This window comes from Bosea sp. RAC05 (genome assembly GCF_001713455.1).
Taxonomy (GTDB): domain Bacteria; phylum Pseudomonadota; class Alphaproteobacteria; order Rhizobiales; family Beijerinckiaceae; genus Allobosea.
In genome coordinates this window covers 4,021,542-4,039,644 of record NZ_CP016464.1, presented here as the reverse complement: position 1 = coordinate 4,039,644, position 18,103 = coordinate 4,021,542, and the positions used below count along the sequence as shown (strand labels likewise).

Annotated in this window: 16 protein-coding genes; 7 read left to right on the top strand and 9 right to left on the bottom strand. The window is 69.6% G+C overall.

All coding sequences use genetic code 11. The features are described from left to right. Nucleotides 1-179: 179 nt before the first annotated feature. From BSY19_RS22640 to BSY19_RS22625, 4 genes are all read left to right on the top strand, one after another. Entirely contained in the window at nucleotides 180-785 is a 606-nt protein-coding gene (locus tag BSY19_RS22640; protein ID WP_069056130.1) for a DUF1134 domain-containing protein, read from the top strand. A gap of 92 nt (nucleotides 786-877) precedes the next feature. Continuing rightward, nucleotides 878-2,137 (top strand): coiled-coil domain-containing protein, encoded by a 1,260-nt coding sequence (locus BSY19_RS22635; protein ID WP_150129701.1) that lies wholly within the window; start codon nucleotides 878-880, stop codon nucleotides 2,135-2,137. 103 nt (nucleotides 2,138-2,240) lie between these two features. Beyond that, nucleotides 2,241-3,185, top strand: a complete 945-nt coding sequence (locus BSY19_RS22630) for a sugar kinase (RefSeq protein WP_069056128.1) — start codon at nucleotides 2,241-2,243, stop codon at nucleotides 3,183-3,185. Next, nucleotides 3,185-4,045, top strand: a complete 861-nt coding sequence (locus BSY19_RS22625; RefSeq protein ID WP_069056127.1) for a TIGR01459 family HAD-type hydrolase — start codon at nucleotides 3,185-3,187, stop codon at nucleotides 4,043-4,045. Before BSY19_RS22630 ends, BSY19_RS22625 begins: the two co-directional genes overlap by 1 nt. A 102-nt stretch (nucleotides 4,046-4,147) precedes the next feature. On the opposite strand, the gene BSY19_RS22620 is transcribed toward BSY19_RS22625, so the two are convergent. The 4 genes from BSY19_RS22620 to ribA all read right to left on the bottom strand — a co-directional run bounded on the left by BSY19_RS22620 (nucleotide 4,148) and on the right by ribA (nucleotide 10,753). Continuing rightward, the gene (locus BSY19_RS22620; RefSeq protein ID WP_210184393.1) at nucleotides 4,148-5,140 is read right to left on the bottom strand and encodes an SDR family NAD(P)-dependent oxidoreductase; all 993 of its coding nucleotides are present in this window, start codon (nucleotides 5,138-5,140) and stop codon (nucleotides 4,148-4,150) included. Between the two features lie 37 nt (nucleotides 5,141-5,177). Then, nucleotides 5,178-6,893, bottom strand: a complete 1,716-nt coding sequence (locus tag BSY19_RS22615) for an alginate export family protein (protein WP_171905192.1) — start codon at nucleotides 6,891-6,893, stop codon at nucleotides 5,178-5,180. Nucleotides 6,894-7,113: 220 nt separating this feature from the next. Next, a complete protein-coding gene (locus BSY19_RS22610; protein WP_069056125.1) occupies nucleotides 7,114-9,540 on the bottom strand; it encodes a hypothetical protein in 2,427 nt (808 codons plus the stop codon). An 85-nt stretch (nucleotides 9,541-9,625) separates the two neighbouring features. Beyond that, nucleotides 9,626-10,753: a GTP cyclohydrolase II RibA gene (gene ribA / locus BSY19_RS22605; RefSeq protein WP_069056124.1), complete on the bottom strand. Its 1,128-nt coding sequence runs from the start codon at nucleotides 10,751-10,753 to the stop codon at nucleotides 9,626-9,628. A 282-nt stretch (nucleotides 10,754-11,035) separates the two neighbouring features. Here ribA and BSY19_RS22600 point away from each other — a divergent pair, with 282 nt between their 5' ends. Then, nucleotides 11,036-11,614: a cytochrome b gene (locus BSY19_RS22600; protein WP_069056123.1), complete on the top strand. Its 579-nt coding sequence runs from the start codon at nucleotides 11,036-11,038 to the stop codon at nucleotides 11,612-11,614. Nucleotides 11,615-11,622: 8 nt separating this feature from the next. Here the strand turns inward: BSY19_RS22600 and BSY19_RS22595 are convergent, their stop codons facing one another. Genes BSY19_RS22595 through BSY19_RS22575 form a run of 5 tightly spaced genes read right to left on the bottom strand, consistent with a single transcriptional unit; the run spans nucleotide 11,623 to nucleotide 15,438 of the window. Continuing rightward, the gene (locus BSY19_RS22595; protein WP_069056122.1) at nucleotides 11,623-12,462 is read right to left on the bottom strand and encodes a class I SAM-dependent methyltransferase; all 840 of its coding nucleotides are present in this window, start codon (nucleotides 12,460-12,462) and stop codon (nucleotides 11,623-11,625) included. After that, a complete protein-coding gene (locus BSY19_RS22590; protein ID WP_069056121.1) occupies nucleotides 12,462-13,526 on the bottom strand; it encodes a glycosyltransferase family 4 protein in 1,065 nt (354 codons plus the stop codon). Before BSY19_RS22590 ends, BSY19_RS22595 begins: the two co-directional genes overlap by 1 nt. Continuing rightward, a complete protein-coding gene (locus tag BSY19_RS22585; protein ID WP_069056120.1) occupies nucleotides 13,523-13,924 on the bottom strand; it encodes a 6-pyruvoyl trahydropterin synthase family protein in 402 nt (133 codons plus the stop codon). The genes BSY19_RS22590 and BSY19_RS22585 overlap by 4 nt, the downstream gene beginning before the upstream one ends. A gap of 31 nt (nucleotides 13,925-13,955) precedes the next feature. Next, nucleotides 13,956-14,408 carry a bleomycin resistance protein gene (locus tag BSY19_RS22580; protein ID WP_069056119.1) on the bottom strand — a complete coding sequence of 151 codons (453 nt, stop codon included), beginning with the start codon at nucleotides 14,406-14,408 and terminating at the stop codon, nucleotides 13,956-13,958. 7 nt (nucleotides 14,409-14,415) lie between these two features. Next, nucleotides 14,416-15,438 (bottom strand): zinc-dependent alcohol dehydrogenase, encoded by a 1,023-nt coding sequence (locus tag BSY19_RS22575; protein WP_236840429.1) that lies wholly within the window; start codon nucleotides 15,436-15,438, stop codon nucleotides 14,416-14,418. A 69-nt stretch (nucleotides 15,439-15,507) separates the two neighbouring features. On the opposite strand from BSY19_RS22575, the gene mdoH reads away from it, so the two are divergent. Together mdoH and BSY19_RS22565 are read left to right on the top strand one after the other, a co-directional pair. Further along, nucleotides 15,508-17,343, top strand: a complete 1,836-nt coding sequence (gene mdoH, locus BSY19_RS22570; RefSeq protein ID WP_083247779.1) for a glucans biosynthesis glucosyltransferase MdoH — start codon at nucleotides 15,508-15,510, stop codon at nucleotides 17,341-17,343. After that, nucleotides 17,340-18,098 (top strand): FkbM family methyltransferase, encoded by a 759-nt coding sequence (locus tag BSY19_RS22565; protein ID WP_069056118.1) that lies wholly within the window; start codon nucleotides 17,340-17,342, stop codon nucleotides 18,096-18,098. Before mdoH ends, BSY19_RS22565 begins: the two co-directional genes overlap by 4 nt. Nucleotides 18,099-18,103: the final 5 nt, after the last annotated feature.

Here is an 18,103-nt window from a genome sequence, read left to right as displayed (position 1 = left end):
GGTTACCGAATTGGTTCGCATTGCGCCGGATCGTGCGCGACGGTTGTTTTTCCGTTGACGGCGCCCGGCACGGTGAGTCCCGTTCCCCGCATTGCCGGTCGCGTGGCCGGCCGCAGACCCGAGACCAAGGCCCCGTGCACCGACTGCGCGACGAAGCCCCCACCCGGAGATCGCATCCCATGACCACGACCCGCCGCAGCCTGATCAAGGGGGGCCTCGCCCTGACCGGGGCCGGCCTCGCGGCCGGACCTCTCGCGCCGCTCGCCGGCCCCGCGCTCGCCCAGCAATCCTACGGCCAGAGCCGCTCCTTCTCCCAGAACGAGCTGGTCACCTCGGGCCACCAGTTCTTCGGCAATGTCTCGCGCGGCCTGGCGCTGACGGTCGAGGAGGCGGTGCGCCGCTGGGGCGAGCCCAACGGCTATGTGCTCGGCCAGGAGGCGGCCGGGGCCTTCGTCGGAGGGCTTCGCTATGGCGAGGGCACGCTGTTCACGCGCAACGCCGGCGACCGCAAGGTGTTCTGGCAGGGGCCCTCGGTCGGCTTCGATTTCGGCGGCGAGGGCTCGCGCACGATGATGCTGGTCTATGGGCTGCCGACGGTGGACGCTTTGTATCAGCGCTTCGTCGGCGTCGACGGCTCGGCCTATTTCATCGGAGGCTTCGGCTTCACGGCGCTGGCGGCGGAGGGCGTCACCGTGGTGCCGATCCGGACCGGTGTCGGCTGGCGGCTCGGCGTCAATCTCGGCTATCTCAAGTTCACGCCGCAGGCGACCTGGAACCCCTTCTGATTGTGGCCGCGTGCTGCCGTTACGAAATCCGATTTCCCGTTTCGGGCGCATTGCCGTAATCTGACATTGTCCCGCATGTGGAGCCGCTCGCCTTGATCGAAGCCGTCATGCTCGTTGCGCTCGGCTTTCTGTGCGCCAGCCTGCTTGCGCTGTCGATCGTGCCGGCTCTCAACCGACGCGCCGACCGGTTGGCGCGCAAGCGGGCGGAGGCGGCCTTTCCACTCTCTCTCGCCGAGATCGCGGCTGATCGGGACCATCTGCGCGCCGAACTGGCGGTGCGCGCCCGCACGCTCGAGCAGGAGGTGGAGCGCAGCTTCGCCGCCAAGGCGGCCGCGATGCAGGACCTCGGCCGGCGCGACATGAGGATCGGCGAACTCGAGAGTGTGGTCAGCGTTCGCGACGGGCGCATTGCCGGTCTCGAAGGCGATCTCGACCAGACGCGCGGCCTGCTGGCGCAGACCCAGGCGGCCCTGGCGACGGAAAGCGCGACGCTTGCCGAGACGCGGGCCACGCTCGAACAGCGTCTCGCTGACCTCGCGAGCCTCGAGCGGGACCTCTCGGACACGCGCGGTTCGCTGACCGGGACCAGCGCCGATCTCGCCGCGCGCGAGGCCGAGCTGGCCGGCGAGCGGGAGACGCTGGGACGCACCCAGACGCTGCTGGCCGAGCGGGACGGCGAACTTTCACGGCTGCGGCAGGATTACGACCAGATCCGGGTGGCGCAGGTCGAGGACCGGACGAAGATCATGGTGCTGGAGGCGAAGGCGAGCGATCTGGCGGACCGGCTGGCCGCCAGGGAGCGTGACCATGCCGCAAGTCAGGCCGCGCTCGCGGCGATGACCGAGGATCGCGACAGCGAACGCCTGCGCGCCGACGCGCTCGCGGCGCGGACGGCGCAGGCGGAGGCGGGGCTAGCGGCGGCGGACTCCCGTTCCGTGGCGGCTGGCGTCGAGGCGGCGCGCATCGAGACGTTGCTAGCGCAGGAGGTCGCAGCCCATGCCGGCGAGCGCGAGGCCAGGCAGGCGCTGGCGCTGGAGCTCGCCGAGGCCCGGTCGTCCGGGGAGGCGCAGTCGGAAGCGGCGGCCCTGGAGATCGCGACGCTGCGTGCGGATCTGCGGGCCCGCGACGAGCAGATCGAGACGGTTCATGCCGAACTCCAGACCCTGCAGGGCGCGCTCGAGCAGTCGCGGGCCGAACGCATGCGGCTGAAGCGCGAGGCGGCCGAGGCGCGCAAGCGGGGCGCCGTCGCGCCGGTGCCCGATCCGGAGGCCAATGCCGCGCTGCGGCGCGAGATCATGGCGGTCGCCGAGCGGCTGATGAACCTGCCGCCGCAGCAGGAAGCGGCCGAGTAGCGCGCTTTCCCTTGCAAACGCCGTTCCCCCTGTCGCGATGATGCTCTAGGAAGGCGCGCCTGCGCTTCGGTCGCCCCGCTTCCAACGAGATGGTCTTCGCTCCGTGACCCAAACCCGCTACGATCTCCTCTGCATCGGCGAGCCGCTGGGCGAGTTCAACGCCACCCGCGCCGAGAGCGGCGCCTTCCAGTTCGGCCATGGCGGCGACACCTCGAACTGCGCCATCGCCGCCGCGCGCCAGGGCGCGAAGACGGCCTATCTCGGTGCGCTCGGCGACGACATGGCGGGCCGCTCGATCCGTGATCTCTGGCGCCGCGAAGGCGTCGACGATGCCCATGTCACGACGCATCAAAGCGCGCCGACCGGGCTTTATTTCGTCGATCACGGCCCATCGGGCCATGTCTTCTCCTATCTGCGGGCCGGCTCTGCCGCGAGCCTGATGGGGCCGCGCGACGTGCCGCGGGAGCTCGTCGCCTCCGCCCGGATCGTGCAGGCGTCGGGCATCAGCCAGGCGATCTCGGCCTCCGCCTGTGACGCGGTGTTCGAGGCCTTTGCGATCGCGCGCGAGGCTGGCGTGACCACCGCCTACGACACTAATCTGCGCCTCAAGCTCTGGCCGCTGACGCGGGCGAAGGCGATCATCAACGCCGCCTGCGGCATGGCCGACATCGTGCTGCCGGGCTATGACGACGCGACGCAGCTCACCGGTCTGAGCGATGCCGACGCCATCGCCGATTTCTATCTGCGGCTGGGCGCGAAGATCGTGGCGCTGACGCTCGGCCATGAGGGCTCGCTGGTCGCGACGCCGGAGCGGCGCGAGCGGCTGGTGCCGATCAAGGTGGACGCGATCGACGCCACCGGCGCCGGCGACTGCTATGACGGCGCGTTCCTCGCCGAATACATCCGCACCGGCGACGCTTTTGCCGCCGGAGCCTACGCCAATGTCGCTGCGGCCCTGTCCACCCAGGGGTTCAGTGCGGTGGCACCCCTGCCGCGCCGCGCCGATGTCGAGGCGCGGATGGCTCTCGAGGCGAAGAAAGCAAACTGATGGCCGTTCCGGTTCTCGATGAGGCGGGCGCGCTGCTCGCCCGCTACGACGTGCTGATCAGCGATGTCTGGGGTGTGGTGCATGACGGCGTCTGGGCGCTGCCGCCGGCCTGCGCGGCACTAACGCATTTCCGCGAGCAGGGCGGGGCGGTGGTGCTGCTCTCCAACGCGCCGAGCCCGTCCGAACAGGTCGCCGACCTCCTCGACAAGAAGCGCGTGCCGCGCAGCGCCTGGGACCGGCTGATCACCTCGGGCGACGTCACGCGCTCGCTGATCGCCGAGAGCCACCACCGCAAGATCTTCCATATCGGCTGGCAGAGCGACCGGGCCGTCTTCGACCAGGCCGATGTCGAGCTGGTCTCCGAGGACGAGGCCGATCTCGTCGTCGCCACCGAGCTCAACGATTACCGCACCGAGCAGCCGGAGCAGTATCGCCCGCTGCTGGAGCGCTTTGCGGCGCGGGGGCTGCCCTTCATCTGCGGCAACCCCGATCTCGTCGTCCATGTCGGGCATGATCTGCTGCCCTGCGCCGGTTCGCTCGCCCTGATCTACGAGGAACTCGGCGGCCGCGTCGCCTATGCCGGCAAGCCCTATCGCCCGGCCTATGACCTCGCTTTGGAGGCAGCCCGCTCGGCGCGCGGCGGCCATCCGGTCGATCCGGCGAAGGTGCTGGTGATCGGCGACGCGGTGCGTACCGATCTCGCCGGTGCCCGGCTGATGGGTTTCGACAGCCTCTTCATCGCCGGCGGCATCCACCGCGACGAGACGATGCGTGACGGGGTTCTCGATCCTGCGGGGCTCGAGGCCGTGCTGGCGGGCAGCCCGGTGAAGCCGATCGCGGCGATGGCGGCGCTGGGGTAGCGGCAGACCCGTCGATGTGGCGCTTCGCAGACAGATGCATTCGTCAGGCCGGCATTTTGCCGGCCGAATTGTCATCTGCGTCGAGACAGCGGCTGGCGCGCGTCAGTAGGCCGTCCAGCCTCCGTCGGTCGCGTAGAGGCCTCCTGTGAGGTTGGACGCTTCTGCCGACAGCAGGAACAGCATGACCGACACCTGCTCGGCGACCGTCGAGGGCCGCTTGCGCGAGTCCGTGTAGGACAGGAGGCTGTCGATCTTGATGCGGCCCATGCCAACACCGGAGGAGGCCCTGGCCGCTTCCGCCACGAGAATGCCGGCGCGTTCGACCATCGGCGTGTCGGTTGCGGCCATGTTGACCGAGTTCACGCGGATGCCATAGGGCGCATAGTCGATGGCCGCGTTCCGGGTCAGCCCGTTGACGGCGTGTTTGCTGGCGACATAGGCGGGGTTTCCGGCCAGTCCGGTCATCCCGGCGATCGAACCGACATTGACGATCGCGCCGCCCGTGCCCTGGGCTACCATCTGCTTGAGCTCGGCCCGCAGGGAGCGGAACATGCCGGTCGTGTTGGTGCGCAGGACATTGTCAAAGTAGGCATCGCTGGCCTCATGGAGCGGCGCGAAGATCAGCTCGCGCTGCCTTGCATAGTCGGGTGCGTCTCCCGAGAACACGCCGTCCATGACGCCGGCATTGTTGAGGGCCATGTCGAGCTTGCCGTAGCTCTCGACCGCGATCCTGACCATCCGCTCGCAGACGGCGGACTCGGCGATATCGCCGTGAAGGAAGGTCGCCTGGCCGCCGCGGGCCCTGATCCTCTCGATCGTCGCCCGTCCCAGGTCCTCGATCCAGTCGACCCCGACAACGGCCGCTCCTTCCCGCGCGGCGCGGAGGGCCGCCGCCGCCCCCATCCCGCGCGCACACCCCGTCACGAGCAGGGTCTTGCCCTTGAAGCGGTCGGGGATGAAGTACTCCTCGTCCGTCGGCGTGATGTCCTTGACGCCGACGCCCCTGGCCTGCGCCTGGGCCGGTGAAGGCGAGGCAACCTGGCCCGCGGCCAGTGTGGCCGCCGAGCCGGCCGCCACGACCATGCCCTTGATCATGTCTCGACGTTCCATCGTGGTCCCCCGCTGTTGCGTGTCAAAAACTGGCTCTGAGGAAAGCCATCGTGCTGATCCAGGGCTCGGCTCGTGCGCCGATGGTCCTGTCGACCGTCGAGCTCGGAAAGGTCGCCGCCACATGGCCCTGCAGCATCCATTGCGGCGAAATGAACCATTTCATCGTCAGATTGGCCTCGTATCCGAGATATTTGCCGCTGAGGAACGAGAAGGCCGGATTGCCGCCGAGATTCCTCGCGCTCTCCGACAGGAAAACCCAGATCTGGGGAACGATCTCGAGCTGCCCTTGGGGGCGCAGACGCAGCTGCAGACGGTGGGTCTGCAGGTTGCTGTTCTGGAAAACCTTGAAGTGATTGATGCCCTGGACCCAGCGCTCGCCATTGTCGCCCGACAGCAGCGGGTCCCAGCGTTCAAACCGCGAGGTCGACGGGTTGTCCCCGGAGAACGCCGCATAGCGATAGGAGAGGGTCGGCGACCAGGGCAGGGTGTCGGCGAAGCTGTAGCCGATCTCCGCCGTCACGCCGGTGGCGCGCATGTTGATCCGCTCGTTGCGCTGGAGCGCGGCTTCGCCCGCCAGAAAGGGCCCGGCGCCGGCGGGGTTCGGCTGCCAGCGGAAGCGGCCGTTGTAAACCTGCAGTCCCTTGCGGCTGAAGGTGTCGGACAGGGTGAAATACTGAAAATTCGACTGGGGCACGTAAAGATACATCGCGCCGACATCGAGATCGCCGCGCAGGCGTGTCTCGAGGTTGACGCCCGTGATCCGTGTCCTGGAGTCCACCAGCGGCAATTCGTCGGGATCGAGGTCGAAGGCTTCGATCTTGGTGTTGTTGTAGCGCGCCTGGACCAGCGCCAGGCGGTCGGCCGCCCATCGCGGATTGGATTGCAGGGCGCCGCGCGCGCTGCCGTTCGAGGCCGTGTTGGCGATCAGGAAGCCATCGCCGACACCGAAGCGCTGGCGCCCGATCGAGGCGTTGAGGACGAGGCGGTCGCCCTGGGTCGTGGTGGTCCCGCCGACCACGCCGACATAGGCATCCTCGACGCCGAAGTGCCCCCGCGTCCGGTCGGTGAACAACTCCTGGCCGATCGAGGCGCTGTAGATGCCGCTGAGGCCGGCATAGACGCTGATGTTGTCGTTCAGCGGCGTAATGCCATAGAGGCCGGTATGGATATATCCTTCCGCCCAGTTGCTGTAGGGGCGCCCTGCGCTGCGGCCCTTGACCAGGGGATTGCCCGACAGCAGACGCTGCTCCTGACCATACCAGGCGTTCTTGTTGCCGTAGTACATCGACACGCCTTCCAGGCGAGCCTTCACGAAGGTTCCGTCGCGATCGACGAGCACGGGGAGATCGCTGATTGTCCCGCTGATCAGGGCACCTCGGCCGGCCGCGGTCGCCGCCGCTGAACCGAGTGTGGCGATGATCATGACCGAGACACCGCCGGTGGGGCCGGGCGAGACCTGCAGCGTCGTCTGTGTGATCGGCGACGCCCGGCGGGCTTTCGCCAGGTTGAACTCGGCGATCGTTCGCGAGAAGTGGTCGCCGGTGAAGACACCGAGGCCGACGCGGATGCGGTCGATGACGCGGCTGTTCAATGCGGCATCCGGCGATGGATTGGCGATCCGGATCTCGATGCTCTCGAGCCGGCCGGACTCGTCGACGCTCGCGGGCGACTGCGCAAAACCACGACCTGCGTCGCCGAGGACGGCCACAACCATCACGGCGAGTGCCCGGAGAAACATGACGACGCGCCCGCTCATCTTGCTGGCGGCTGGCGAGGCAGTTTGCTCCCTGATCGCCAAGCTGGTCTCCCGATGGGCCGTCAGTCCGGACCGGGCGCCGCCGGCCCCGCACAACACGTCCGTGCCGACGACCGTGAGCCCTCAACTCTAGCCTGCCGAAAGAGCCATTCAAGCCTGCGGGGCGGACCGGTGGCGAGGCAGGGAGCATCCCGCGCTGGGACTAGCCTGCGACCTGGGCCTTCCCCGCCCGGAGCCGCTTCCCGAGATCCTGGAACAGCCCCCGGAACGGCTTGAACACGAAGCGCACCGTCGAGCGGCCCGGCGGGACGGCGACGGCCCTGAACAGGACGTTGGCGCGCATGATTTCGGCCGGGGCGCCATCGATCTCGACCTGCCACCAGGGGTGCCAGACATCGTTGAGCACGACATAACCGCCCTGGGGCGCCTCGACCCGAAGCGTCACCTCGGTGGTGCCGTATTCGGCAATGCGGACGCTGCCGGCCGGGCTCTGGCCGGGTGGGTTCGCCCCCGCGGGTGCCGCTGTGCCCGCAGGCCGCCCGGTCGCCAGCGGGTCGTGCGGCAGGGGCGGCAGGGCGCGGTCGAGCAGCACGGTCCGGCGCGGGTCGAAGCCTGAGGGCCACTGGCCGGTGGCGAGGATCGCGTCGAAATCGGCGGTCTCGGCTTTCGTTACCAAGAGCACGCGGGGCAGCGCGCGCGGGTTCTCGTAGACATAGGCGTCGGGCGTGCGGGCGAGCAGGGTCAGGTCGCCGGGCTTCAGCGCCTTGTCGATCTGCTCGACGGGCACGCCGGTGGCGATGAAGCGCAGGCCGAGCATGTCGGCGAGCAGGGAGCGGTAGCCCGGCATCAGCGGCGAGAAGGTGCGCTGGTCGGGCAGGGCGACATGATCGCCGGCGCCGGTGGCCTTACTGTAGATCCCGAGCCGCAGCGGGTTGTAGCCGAGCGTGTTGTCGAGCCGGTGGACGAGGCTGGCATTGGGCCAGTGGAAGCCGATGCCGGCGAGTTCGATGCGGTCGCGCCGGTCGGGGCCGGCGGTGCCGGCGGTCTCGCTCTTGAGCAGGGCGATGGTCTCGTTGCCGCTGTCGGCGCGCAGCACGTCGTAATCCTGCGCGGGGAGGGCGGTGGATTCGCTGGGACCATTGTTGACCGAGAGGTCGATGGTCAGGGTCGCGGCCAGCACGATCGCCGCCGCCAGTCCCGCTCCGCGCAGGGCAAAGCCGCGCGCGGCGACGAGTGCGCCAATGGCGAGCACGCCGCAGAGCAGCGCGGTGACCAGCGGCACGGCCGCCACCGACAGGCGCCCCACCGTCCAGGCCAGCCAGAGCGCGAGTGCGAGCGCACCCGTGAAGATCGCGACCTCGAGGATGCGCTGCCAGGGCCTCGCGCGCGGCGCGGCATCGGTCATGACGAGATGGGTGAGATAGCCGCCGAGCAGGGCCAGGAGCGCACCGAGGATGAAGAGCGCGTCGGCGGGGCGGCGGTAGAAGGAGATTCCGGGAAGTTCGAACAGCAGGCGGAAACCCGGGGTGAAGCGCCCGAGCGCGAAGATCAGCACGAGCAGGGCCGCGACGCTGAGCGCGACGATCTCGCGGCGCAGCAGGGCGCCGCGGACGACGCCGATGGTCAGGATGAGCCCCATCGGGATCAGCCCGAGATAGAGCTGGCTCATGTTGCGGGCGAGATAGAGGTCCTGGGGGCCAAAGCGGGCCTCGAAGGCGGGGCTCGGCGCGCCCCAGAAATTCTCCAGCGGGCCGGCCGCGCCGAAGAGATTGGCGAAGAGCCCCGTCAGCAGGGCGGCCGGGTGCAGCGAGCCCTTGCCGGCGCCGATCAGGTCGATCGCCGGGCGGTTCGAGCCCTCCGCCAGCACGGCCGTGAGCAGGATCGGCACGGTCGCGACCAGCACCGCGCCGAGCCCGCCTGCCAGCAGAGGCAGCAGGCTCGTCTTCAGCGCCCGCCAGGGCTGGCGCGCCATGGCGATGGCGGCGATCACCAGCCCGGCCAGGACATAGACGCCGAGCAACGCGACCTGGTCGCGGCCGAGCACCATGAAGCCAGCGACGATGCCCGCGGCAAAGCCGTAGGCCAGCGAGCCGCGCTCCAGCGCCCGTGCGATCAGCGCGAGCGTGATGGCGAAATAGCCGAGGCTGAGCACCTGGCCGATATGCTGGATGCGCCAGGCGGCCGCCGCCCCGAAGGCAAAGGCGAGGGCCGCGACGACCGCGCCCGCCGGGTGCCAGTCGCGGTCGCGGAAGATGACGACGAAGGCGAGCGCGCCGGCCAGCAGGGTGCCGAGCACCGCCCCGTCTCCGAGCCGGAAGCCGGGAGCGGGTTCGAGCGCGGCGATCAGGGCGAAGGGCGGCGAGAAGATCAGCGATTGCGGATCGGCGATCTGCGGCGAGCCGGCGAAGACGTAAGGAGTCCAGAAGGGCGATCGGCCGCTGTGCCAGGCTTCCGCCAGGAACTGCAGCTGCGGCTGGAAATGCGCCTTGGCGTCCCAGGGAATGGTGACGACGCCGGAAAGCCAGGGCCAGGACAGCGCGATCCAGGCGAGGACGACGATGGCGGCGACCCGGGCGAGGGGCCAGGGCGCGGCCGGGACGGCGGATGGCGGGCTCGGCGGGGGCGACATCAGGCTGCGGTGCCCGAAGTCGTCATCGCGTTCAAGTCCTTCTCGCAAGCCCGCGTCGGCGCCATGGCGCGCGCCCTGGCGCGGCTCAATCCTTCGGCGCGGCCCGCGCCATCAGCGCGTCCATGTCGATCGAATGGCCGGCGCGGTCCCGCTTGGAGGCGAGATAGCGGACATTGTGGACGTTGGGCCGCCCGAGCACGCGCTGCGTGCCGACGACCTCGACACCGGCCGCCTTGATCGCGCCGACCTTCAGCGGGTTGTTGGTCAGCGCGGTAACGCGGGTGACGCCAAGCTGCTTGAGCATCGTCGCGGCGAAGTCGAACTGGCGCTGGTCGAGATCGAAGCCCAGCACCTCGTCGGCATCATAGGTGTCCCAGCCCTGGCTCTGCAGCTTGTAGGCGCGCATCTTGTTGGAGATGCCGTTTCCACGGCCCTCCTGGTCGAGATAGAGCAGAATTCCGCCCTCGTTCTCGGCCATCCACTGCACGGTCTCGCGCAGCTGGTCACCGCAGTCACATTTCAGCGAGCCGAACAGGTCACCCGTCAGGCAGGCCGAATGCAGGCGCACCGGCACGGCGGCGGTCAGATCGGGATTGCCGACGATGATCGCGACCTGGTCGCGCAGGCCCTCGCCGCCGCGGAAGACGACGAATTCGGTCTCGGCCGCGCCCTCGAGAGGAACCGGCGCGCGGCCGACGATGGCCAGCGTCGCGGCCTGGGCGGCACGGTAGCTGTTCACAGCCTCGATCGCGACCTCGATCAGGGGCTCGCCCGCGACCTGGGCCGCGCTCACCGGGACGATGATCGTCGCCGGAAGCACGAGCGACAGACGGGAAAGTTCGAGCGCGGCGTCGTCGAGCGCCGAGGCCGGAGCGACGGGCGCATCGACCTTGCCGTCGATCTTGAGCGCCAGCATCTCGATACGGGCGAGATCCAGCGTCGGCATGGCGAGGATGCCGGTTTCCGTGCGGTTCTTCGCGCCAAGCCGGCGCAGACGTGCCGGGGTCAGCGCCAGAGACGCCTTGCCGCCCGCGAGCGCCTCGAGCCGGGCCACGAGCTGGGCGTCCGCCAGTTCGGCCGAGAGGGCCAGCACCAGAGCGTCGCCCGCGCGCAACAGCACAGGTCGTCCGGCACGAAATTCTGAAATGGCCCGGTCTACCGCCACGAGGCTCGTCTCGAGCGGGCGTCCGAACAGCGTACGCGACTGAAGCATCGGATTGTCCGTCAGATGGGGCCGGCTCGGAGAGCACGCCCGGCGGTGGGTTAGGCTGTTACGGGCAGCAAGGCGATATAGATCAGAGCTGCACAGATTTCCATCAAACGTGCTTGAGGTGACGGCAGTTCCATCGCGCATCCATTTCACGCGGTTCGATCCGTGACGTCATCCAAGCGCGTGACAGGCCCTGTCGCAGCAAGGCATATAGGAGCGCGACTTTGAACGCGGGATGAATGTCGAAGCCGGCGTCACGAGCGGCAGGCCAAAAGGGAGGCGACGATGACGCAGGCGAACCGCGAGCCGAGCCCGGCCCCCGTCTACAGCGCCGCTGCGCGCCACATGCACTGGGTTACCGCCGCTGTCGTTTTGGCGATGATCCCCGCAGGCCTTGCCATGACCTACCGTGGCAACACGCTGAACATCTGGGACGGGCTGACGAACGCGATGTACAGCTCGCACAAGCTGCTGGGCTTCCTCGTGCTGTGGCTGGTCGCCGGGCGGCTGGCCTATCGCCTGCTCAAGGGCGCGCCGCCCGACGAGCCGACGCTGCTGTGGTGGCAGAAGGCCGGCTCGCATCTGGTCCACTGGCTGCTCTACGGGCTGTTGCTGGTCGTGCCGCTGCTGGGCTGGGTCGGTGTCTCGCTCTACCCGTCGCTGACGGTGTTCGGGCTGTTCAACCTGCCCGCCCTGGCCGCTCCGAACGAGGATTTGGCCAAGGTGGTTCTGGACATCCATGGCACGCTCGCCATCGTGATGGGACTGCTCGTCTGCGCCCATGTCGGCGCCGCGCTCTACCACCATCTGATCCGCAAGGACGGGGTGCTGCGCCGGATGCTGCCGGGTCTCGGGCCGCGCTAGCGCCCGTCTCAGACCGGCCGCGCCCAGAGATCGTGATGCCCGACGAGCGCCTTGGCCTCGGGCGTCTTGGCCGCCAGCCAAGCGGCGACGGTGGCGGGATCGACCTGGCCGGTTTCCAGGACGGCCTCGGCGATGCCCTTCGCCAGCACCTGCGCCAGATCGCCGCTGCGGGCATCGAGACGCCAGGCGCTGTCGCCGATCGAAACCGCGAAGCCTGACTTGCGGAAGGCCTCCGCCATCACGTCCGTGGCCTCGGGGCCAGCAGCCGGGCCGAAGCCCTTGTCGCCGCGCTGATGGTGCTTGAACGCGGCCAGCATCGGCGCATCGGCGGGGTGGGGCGGCTGCCAGATCTCGCGCCCGTCATAGGTCAGCACCGTGTAGAGCGGCAGGCGCAGGCTGGTCAGGCCGGCAACGAAGCGCTCGAGCCAGCGCCGGGAGGTCAGGTCGAACAGCGCGGCGGCGGTGACGAGATCGGGCTGCCAGCCGAGGACCCATTCGAGATCGGTGTTGAGATCGGCCTGGCGGGTATCGACGGTGATCAGGTGCTCGCCCTTGGTGAGGACGAGTTCCTCGCCCTGCTCGCGGGCTTCGTCGGCCCAGCCCGACAGTGTCTCGCGGGTGGCAGCGAGCAGGCGCTCGTCGTGATCGACCAGCGTCCAGTGCTGGCGCGCCGGCAAGGCGGCATAGGTGCCGCGCAGGTTCGAGCCCGCGCCGCAGCCGAGATCGACGACCGTCAGCGAGCCGCGGCCGGCGAAATGCGCGCCCACGGCCCCGAGCACCTGCGGATTGCGGGCGGCGTGATCGGCCGGCTCGCGCAGGCCCAGCCACTCGGGAGAAAATCCGGCCATCAGTCCCCCTTTTGCCCGAAACCGGGCAGACACACGCCAGCGACGATCGCCGCCGTGTCGCGCCAGCGTGGCAAGGCATCGGCGGCCGCCCAGGCCGCATCGGCCATCGCCCGGCGCCGAGCCGGCGCATCAATCAGGCTTGCCAGGGCCTTGGCAAGGGCCGTCGCGTCGCCCGGCGCCACTTTCAGCGCGGCATCGTCGGGGGCGGTCTCGGCGGCGGCGCCACCGGTCGTGCAGAGAATCGGCAGGCCGCGCGCCAGCGCCTCGGTCAGCACCATGCCGTAGCCCTCGAAGAGCGAGGGCATCACGAAGAGGTCGGCTCGGGCATAGGCCTCCGCCAGCGCGGCGTCCGGGATGGCGCCGAGAAGGTCGATCCGCCCGCCCAGATCCGCGGCCGCGATCGCGACGATGAGGTCGCGCGTTGTCTCCGGTGCGCGGTCGGTCGCGCCGACGATGGTCAGTCGCCAGTCGCGCCCGCGCAGGCCGGAGAGGGCTTCGACAAGGACGCGGTAGCCTTTGCGCGGGACGACCGAGCCCACGGCCAGAAGGTGCAGGGGCTGATCCTCCGCCGAGCCCGTGGCGCGTGGCGCGGGATCGACGCCGGGCAGCGCGATGGCGATGCGCGCCTCGGGGACGCCGAAATCGGAGGCCAGCAGCCGCTTTGTCGCCGGGCTGGTCGTCACCACCGCACGCGCATAGCGCAGCGCCGCTGCCTCGCGGGCGAGCAGAGCCTTGGCGGTCTCCGGCGCATGACCCGTCTCCAGCCCGAGCGGGTGATGGACGAGGGCGACGACGCGTCCGGCGAGACCCGCTGCGATCCCCTCGGGAAAGGCGCCATAGGCCAGCCCGTCGATCAGCAGCACATCGTCATAGGGTTGCGAGAGGATCGCGCGGCCGGTCGTGGCCAGGTCATCCTGCGTTGGAAACGGGAAGGAGCCCGGCAAGGCGACGTGCTGGGCCGGGATGCCCATCGCGCGCCATTCCGCCAGCAGCCGCCGGTCGTAGCCGTAGCCGCCCGTCGGCAGGTCGATGTCGCCGGGGATGGCGAAGGCGATCGCGCTCACGCGAGCGCGCCCTCGTAGCTCGCCCGGGCGAGATCCGTCTCGTGCAGCGTCACGCGGATGCGGGAAAGCCCCGCGCCGTCCTGCCCGAGCGCGCCGGATTTCGCCGCGGCGGCCATGGCGTCGAAGATGTATTTGCAGAGAAATTCGGTGGTCGTCAGCACGCCGGCGAACTGCGGCAGCACGTCGAGGTTCTGGTAGTTCAGCGGCTTCAGCGTCTTGTTCAGCACGTCGAGCGCGGCGCCGATGTCGACGACCACGTTCTGCTTCGTCAGCGTCGGCCGGAAGAAGGCGACGTCGACGACGAAGGTCGCCCCGTGCATGTTCTGGGCAGGGCCAAAGAAAGGATCGGGCAGGGAGTGGCCGATCATGATGCGGTCGCGGACTTCGACGGAGAACATGGGCGTTCCTTGGGGTTGGTTTCAGTGAAGGCTAGGCGGAGAGCAGCCTGCGGCCGAGCGGTTGCGAGAACCGCAGCAGATAGCCATCGGGATCCTGAACCAGAAATTGATGGACGCCGGTCTCTTCGGACACGCTGATCCGGTACCAGCGCTCCTCGGGGCCGAAGAAGAGCGGCCATGCGGCCTGCTGCAGAGCCGTCAGGAGGGGGGCGACGTCGACGACCGTGATCTCGAAATTGATGCCGCGTCCGTAGGGCTTTTCGCGGGGTCCGGTATCCCAGCAGCGCTCGGAGGGGCCGGTCTCGTATTCCTCCAGCATGAACTCGACCCCGTCGCGCTCGATCGCGGCGAAACCCTGCTCGGGGCGGTCGTAGAGCACGCGGAAACCGAGCAGGTCGCGCCAGAAGGCGAGGCTCGCGGGCAAGGCGGTGACATAAAGCTCGGGCACCAGTGCCGGGCGGGGATGCGAGCGAGGCGTAGTCATGCCGCGTTCAATAGCAGATCGCTGCCGTCAGGCCATGCCATGACGGCGCGAGCACGGAAGGCAGGCGCCCGGCTGCTTCGCGGAAGGGGATGTCTTCGCTGATCAGCGCGTCGAGCCGGTCGTCGGCGAGCAGCGCCATGGCGGCGGCGGCGCGCCGGGCATAGTCCCAGCGCGGCCGGCGCGACGGCGCGATCCCGCCGACCTGGGTCGAGACCAGTTGCAGCCTCCGGGCATGAAAGGCGCCACCGAGCGGGGCGGGCACCGTGCCCTGCCCATACCAGCTCAGCTCGACGATGCGGGCCTCGAAGCCGGCGGCCGCGATCGCGGTGGCGAGGCCCGGCGCTGAGGCGCTGGCGTGGAAGACGAGATCGGCCTCGCTCGGCGCGTCGGCCGGCAGGGCGAAGCCGAAGCCGAGGTGGCGCGCGAGGTCGGCACGGGCGGGTTCGACATCGACCAGCGTCACCTCCGCACCGGGCAGGCGCGCCGCGAGCCAGGCCACGAGCAGGCCGAGCACGCCGCCGCCGACCACGACGATGCGGTCGGCCGGGCCGGAGCCTGCGTCCCAATGGGCGTTCAGCGCCGTCTCCATGTTGGCGGCGAGGATCGCGCGGCGGGCCGGCACCTGCGGCGGAACCGGCGTCAGCCGGTCGGCGGGCGCAATGAAACGGTCCTGATGCGGATGCAGGCAGAAGACGGTCTGGCCCAGCCTGTCGGCGGGGCCTGCCTCCACCACGCCGACGGCGCAGTAGCCGTATTTCACGGGGAAGGGAAAATCGCCCTGCTGGAAGGGGGCCCGCATGCGCTCATACTCGCCCTCGGGCACGCGTCCCTCGCAGACGAGGCGCTCGGTTCCGCGGCTGATGCCGCTCCACAGCGCGCGGACCAGGCAGTCACCCGCAGCGCGCGCCGGAAGCGCCTCGGCGTTCAGGGCGCATTCACGCGGGCTCACATACCAGAGGGCCGTCGCTGAGGCGCTTGCGCCGGACGGAAATGCCGGCTTTAGCTCCCCGGCCATGTCGTTCGGCGCCATGTCTTCCGCCTCTCCCGCCCGCTCCGCTTCACCGGTCCCGCCTCGATCGCTCGCATGACAGAAACAGCCATGAACCAGCGTCCCGCTCCGACCACGTTCCAGCCGGCGGCGCAAGGGCTCACGATCGAACAGGCGCCACAGCCGACGCCGGGGCAGACGCCGGCCGGGCTGCAGTCGCAGGCCGTGTTGTCGCGCCGCCGCTGGCTGGTACTGGGCCTCAACCTCGCGACCCTGGCGGCGCTGCTCTACGGGCTGGCGACGGTGCTCGGCAGCGGCGGCTGGACGGTGGCCGATGGCGCCATCCTCGTCGCCTTCCTGTTCGGCGCGCCCTGGACCGTGCTGGGCTTCTGGAACGCCGTGCTCGGCTTCTGGCTGCTGCATGGCGTCAAGGACGGGCTGGACCGCGTCGCCCCCTTCGCAGCCGCCGGCGATCTGCCAACACCGGTCGCAGTCCGCACCGCCATCCTGATGACGTTGCGCAATGAAGACCCGGCCCGCGCCTTCGCCCGGCTGCACGTGGTCAAGCAGAGCGTCAACGCCACGGGCGAGGGCGGCTGGTATGACTATTTCGTGCTGTCCGACACCAACGATCCCGAAGTCGCCGCGGCCGAGGAAAGGCTGGCCGCCGCGTGGCAGGCCGAGGCGGGCGAGGACTGCCGCATCATCTATCGCCGCCGCACCGACAATGCCGGCTTCAAGGCCGGCAATGTCCGCGATTTCTGCGAGCGCTGGGGCGCCGACTACGAACTCATGCTGCCGCTCGACGCCGACAGCGTGATGTCGGGCGAGGCGATCGTGAAGCTGACGCGGATGATGCAGGCCTATCCGCGGCTCGGCATCCTGCAGAGCCTCGTCGTCGGCATGCCCAGCCAGTCGGCGTTCGCGCGCATCTTCCAGTTCGGCATGCGCCAGGGCATGCGCCCCTACACGATGGGGTCCGCCTGGTGGATCGGCGATTGTGGCCCGTTCTGGGGCCATAATGCGATGGTCCGCATCGCCCCGTTCCGCGATGGCTGCCACCTGCCGGTGCTGCCGGGGCGCCCGCCGCTGGGCGGCGCCGTGATGAGCCACGATCAGGTCGAGGCGACGCTGATGCGCCGGGCCGGCTATGAGGTTCGCGTGCTGCCGGTCGAGGGCGGCAGCTGGGAGGAAAACCCGCCGACCATGCTCGACTTCGCCAAGCGCGACCTGCGCTGGTGCCTCGGCAATCTGCAATATCTCAAGCTGATGGACATTCCCGGCCTGCTGCCGATGAGCCGCTTCCAGCTGTTCTGGGCGATCCTGATGTTCCTCGGCCTGCCGTCCTGGACGCTGATGATCGCGCTGCTGCCCCTGAAGGTGATCGAGGACCGCTGGATCGCCGACTATCCCGCCGGCCTGGCGGCCGGGCTCTATCTGCTGTTCCTGGGAATGTATCTCTCGCCCAAGCTCGCGGGCTTTGCGGACATCCTGCTCGCCCCCGGCGGTGCTCGCAGCTATGGCGGACGGCTGCGTTTCGTGGCCTCGGCGGCGATCGAGGTGGTCTTCGCCTTCCTGCAGGGCGCGGTGTCGAGTTTCCGCACGACCCTGTTCATGATCGGCCTGCTGTTCGGCCGGTCGCGGATCGGCTGGGGCGGTCAGGCGCGCGACGCGCATGCACTCTCGCTGGCGACGGCATTCGCCGGGCTGTGGCCGCATCTGCTCTTCGCGGTCTATCTGTTCGGCACGCTGGCGGTGATCTCGCCTGCGGTGCTCATCTGGTCGCTGCCGCTGACGGCCGGCTACCTGCTGGCGGTGCCCTTCGCGATGGCGACGGCACTGCCCGCGCTGGGCGCCTGGTTCGCGCGGCAGGGGCTGTGCGGCATCCCCGAGGATTTCGACCCGCCGCCGGTGCTGCAGGCGATCCGGGCGGAGGTGAATCGATGAGCGCGGCTCTTCACGCTCCGGGTACGGCGAGGGCGATCGGCCGGTCGCTGCGCGTCTATCACGGCGACAAGTCCCGCCACGGGGCGATGGATGCGCTCTATGGCCGCTTCCTCAAGCCCGGCGACCTCGCCTTCGACATCGGGGCGCATGTCGGCGACCGGATCTCCTGCTTCCGCCGGCTCGGCGCGCGCGTGGTCGCGCTCGAGCCGCAGCCCGGCCCGGCGCGCGCCTTGCGGCTGATCCATGGCCGCGACCCGCAGGTGACCCTGGTCGAGGCCGCCTGCGGCGATGCCGAAGGTGTCGTGCGGCTGCGGATCAACAGCGCCAATCCGACGGTCTCGACCGCGTCCGATGCCTTCATCGGCGCGGCGAGCGGAGCGGATGGCTGGCTGGAGCAGGTCTGGGACCGCGAGATCGAGGTGCGCAGCACCACGCTCGATGCCCTGATTAGCCGGCACGGCCTGCCCGCCTTGCTCAAGATCGACGTCGAGGGCTTCGAGGCCCATGTGCTCGCCGGGCTGACGCGGCCCGTGCCGGTGATCTCCTTCGAGTTCACCACCATCCAGCGCGATGTCGCCGAGGCCTGCCTCGCCCTGCTGGAGACGCTGGGGCCCTATCGCTTCAACGTCGCGCTCGGCGAGAGCCAGCAGCTCGAACTGGGCGCCTTCGCCAGCGCCGAGGCGATGGGCTGCTATCTGCGGGAGCTTCCCCATTCCGCGAATTCGGGCGATGTCTACGCCGTCCTGCCGGGCTGATCGCG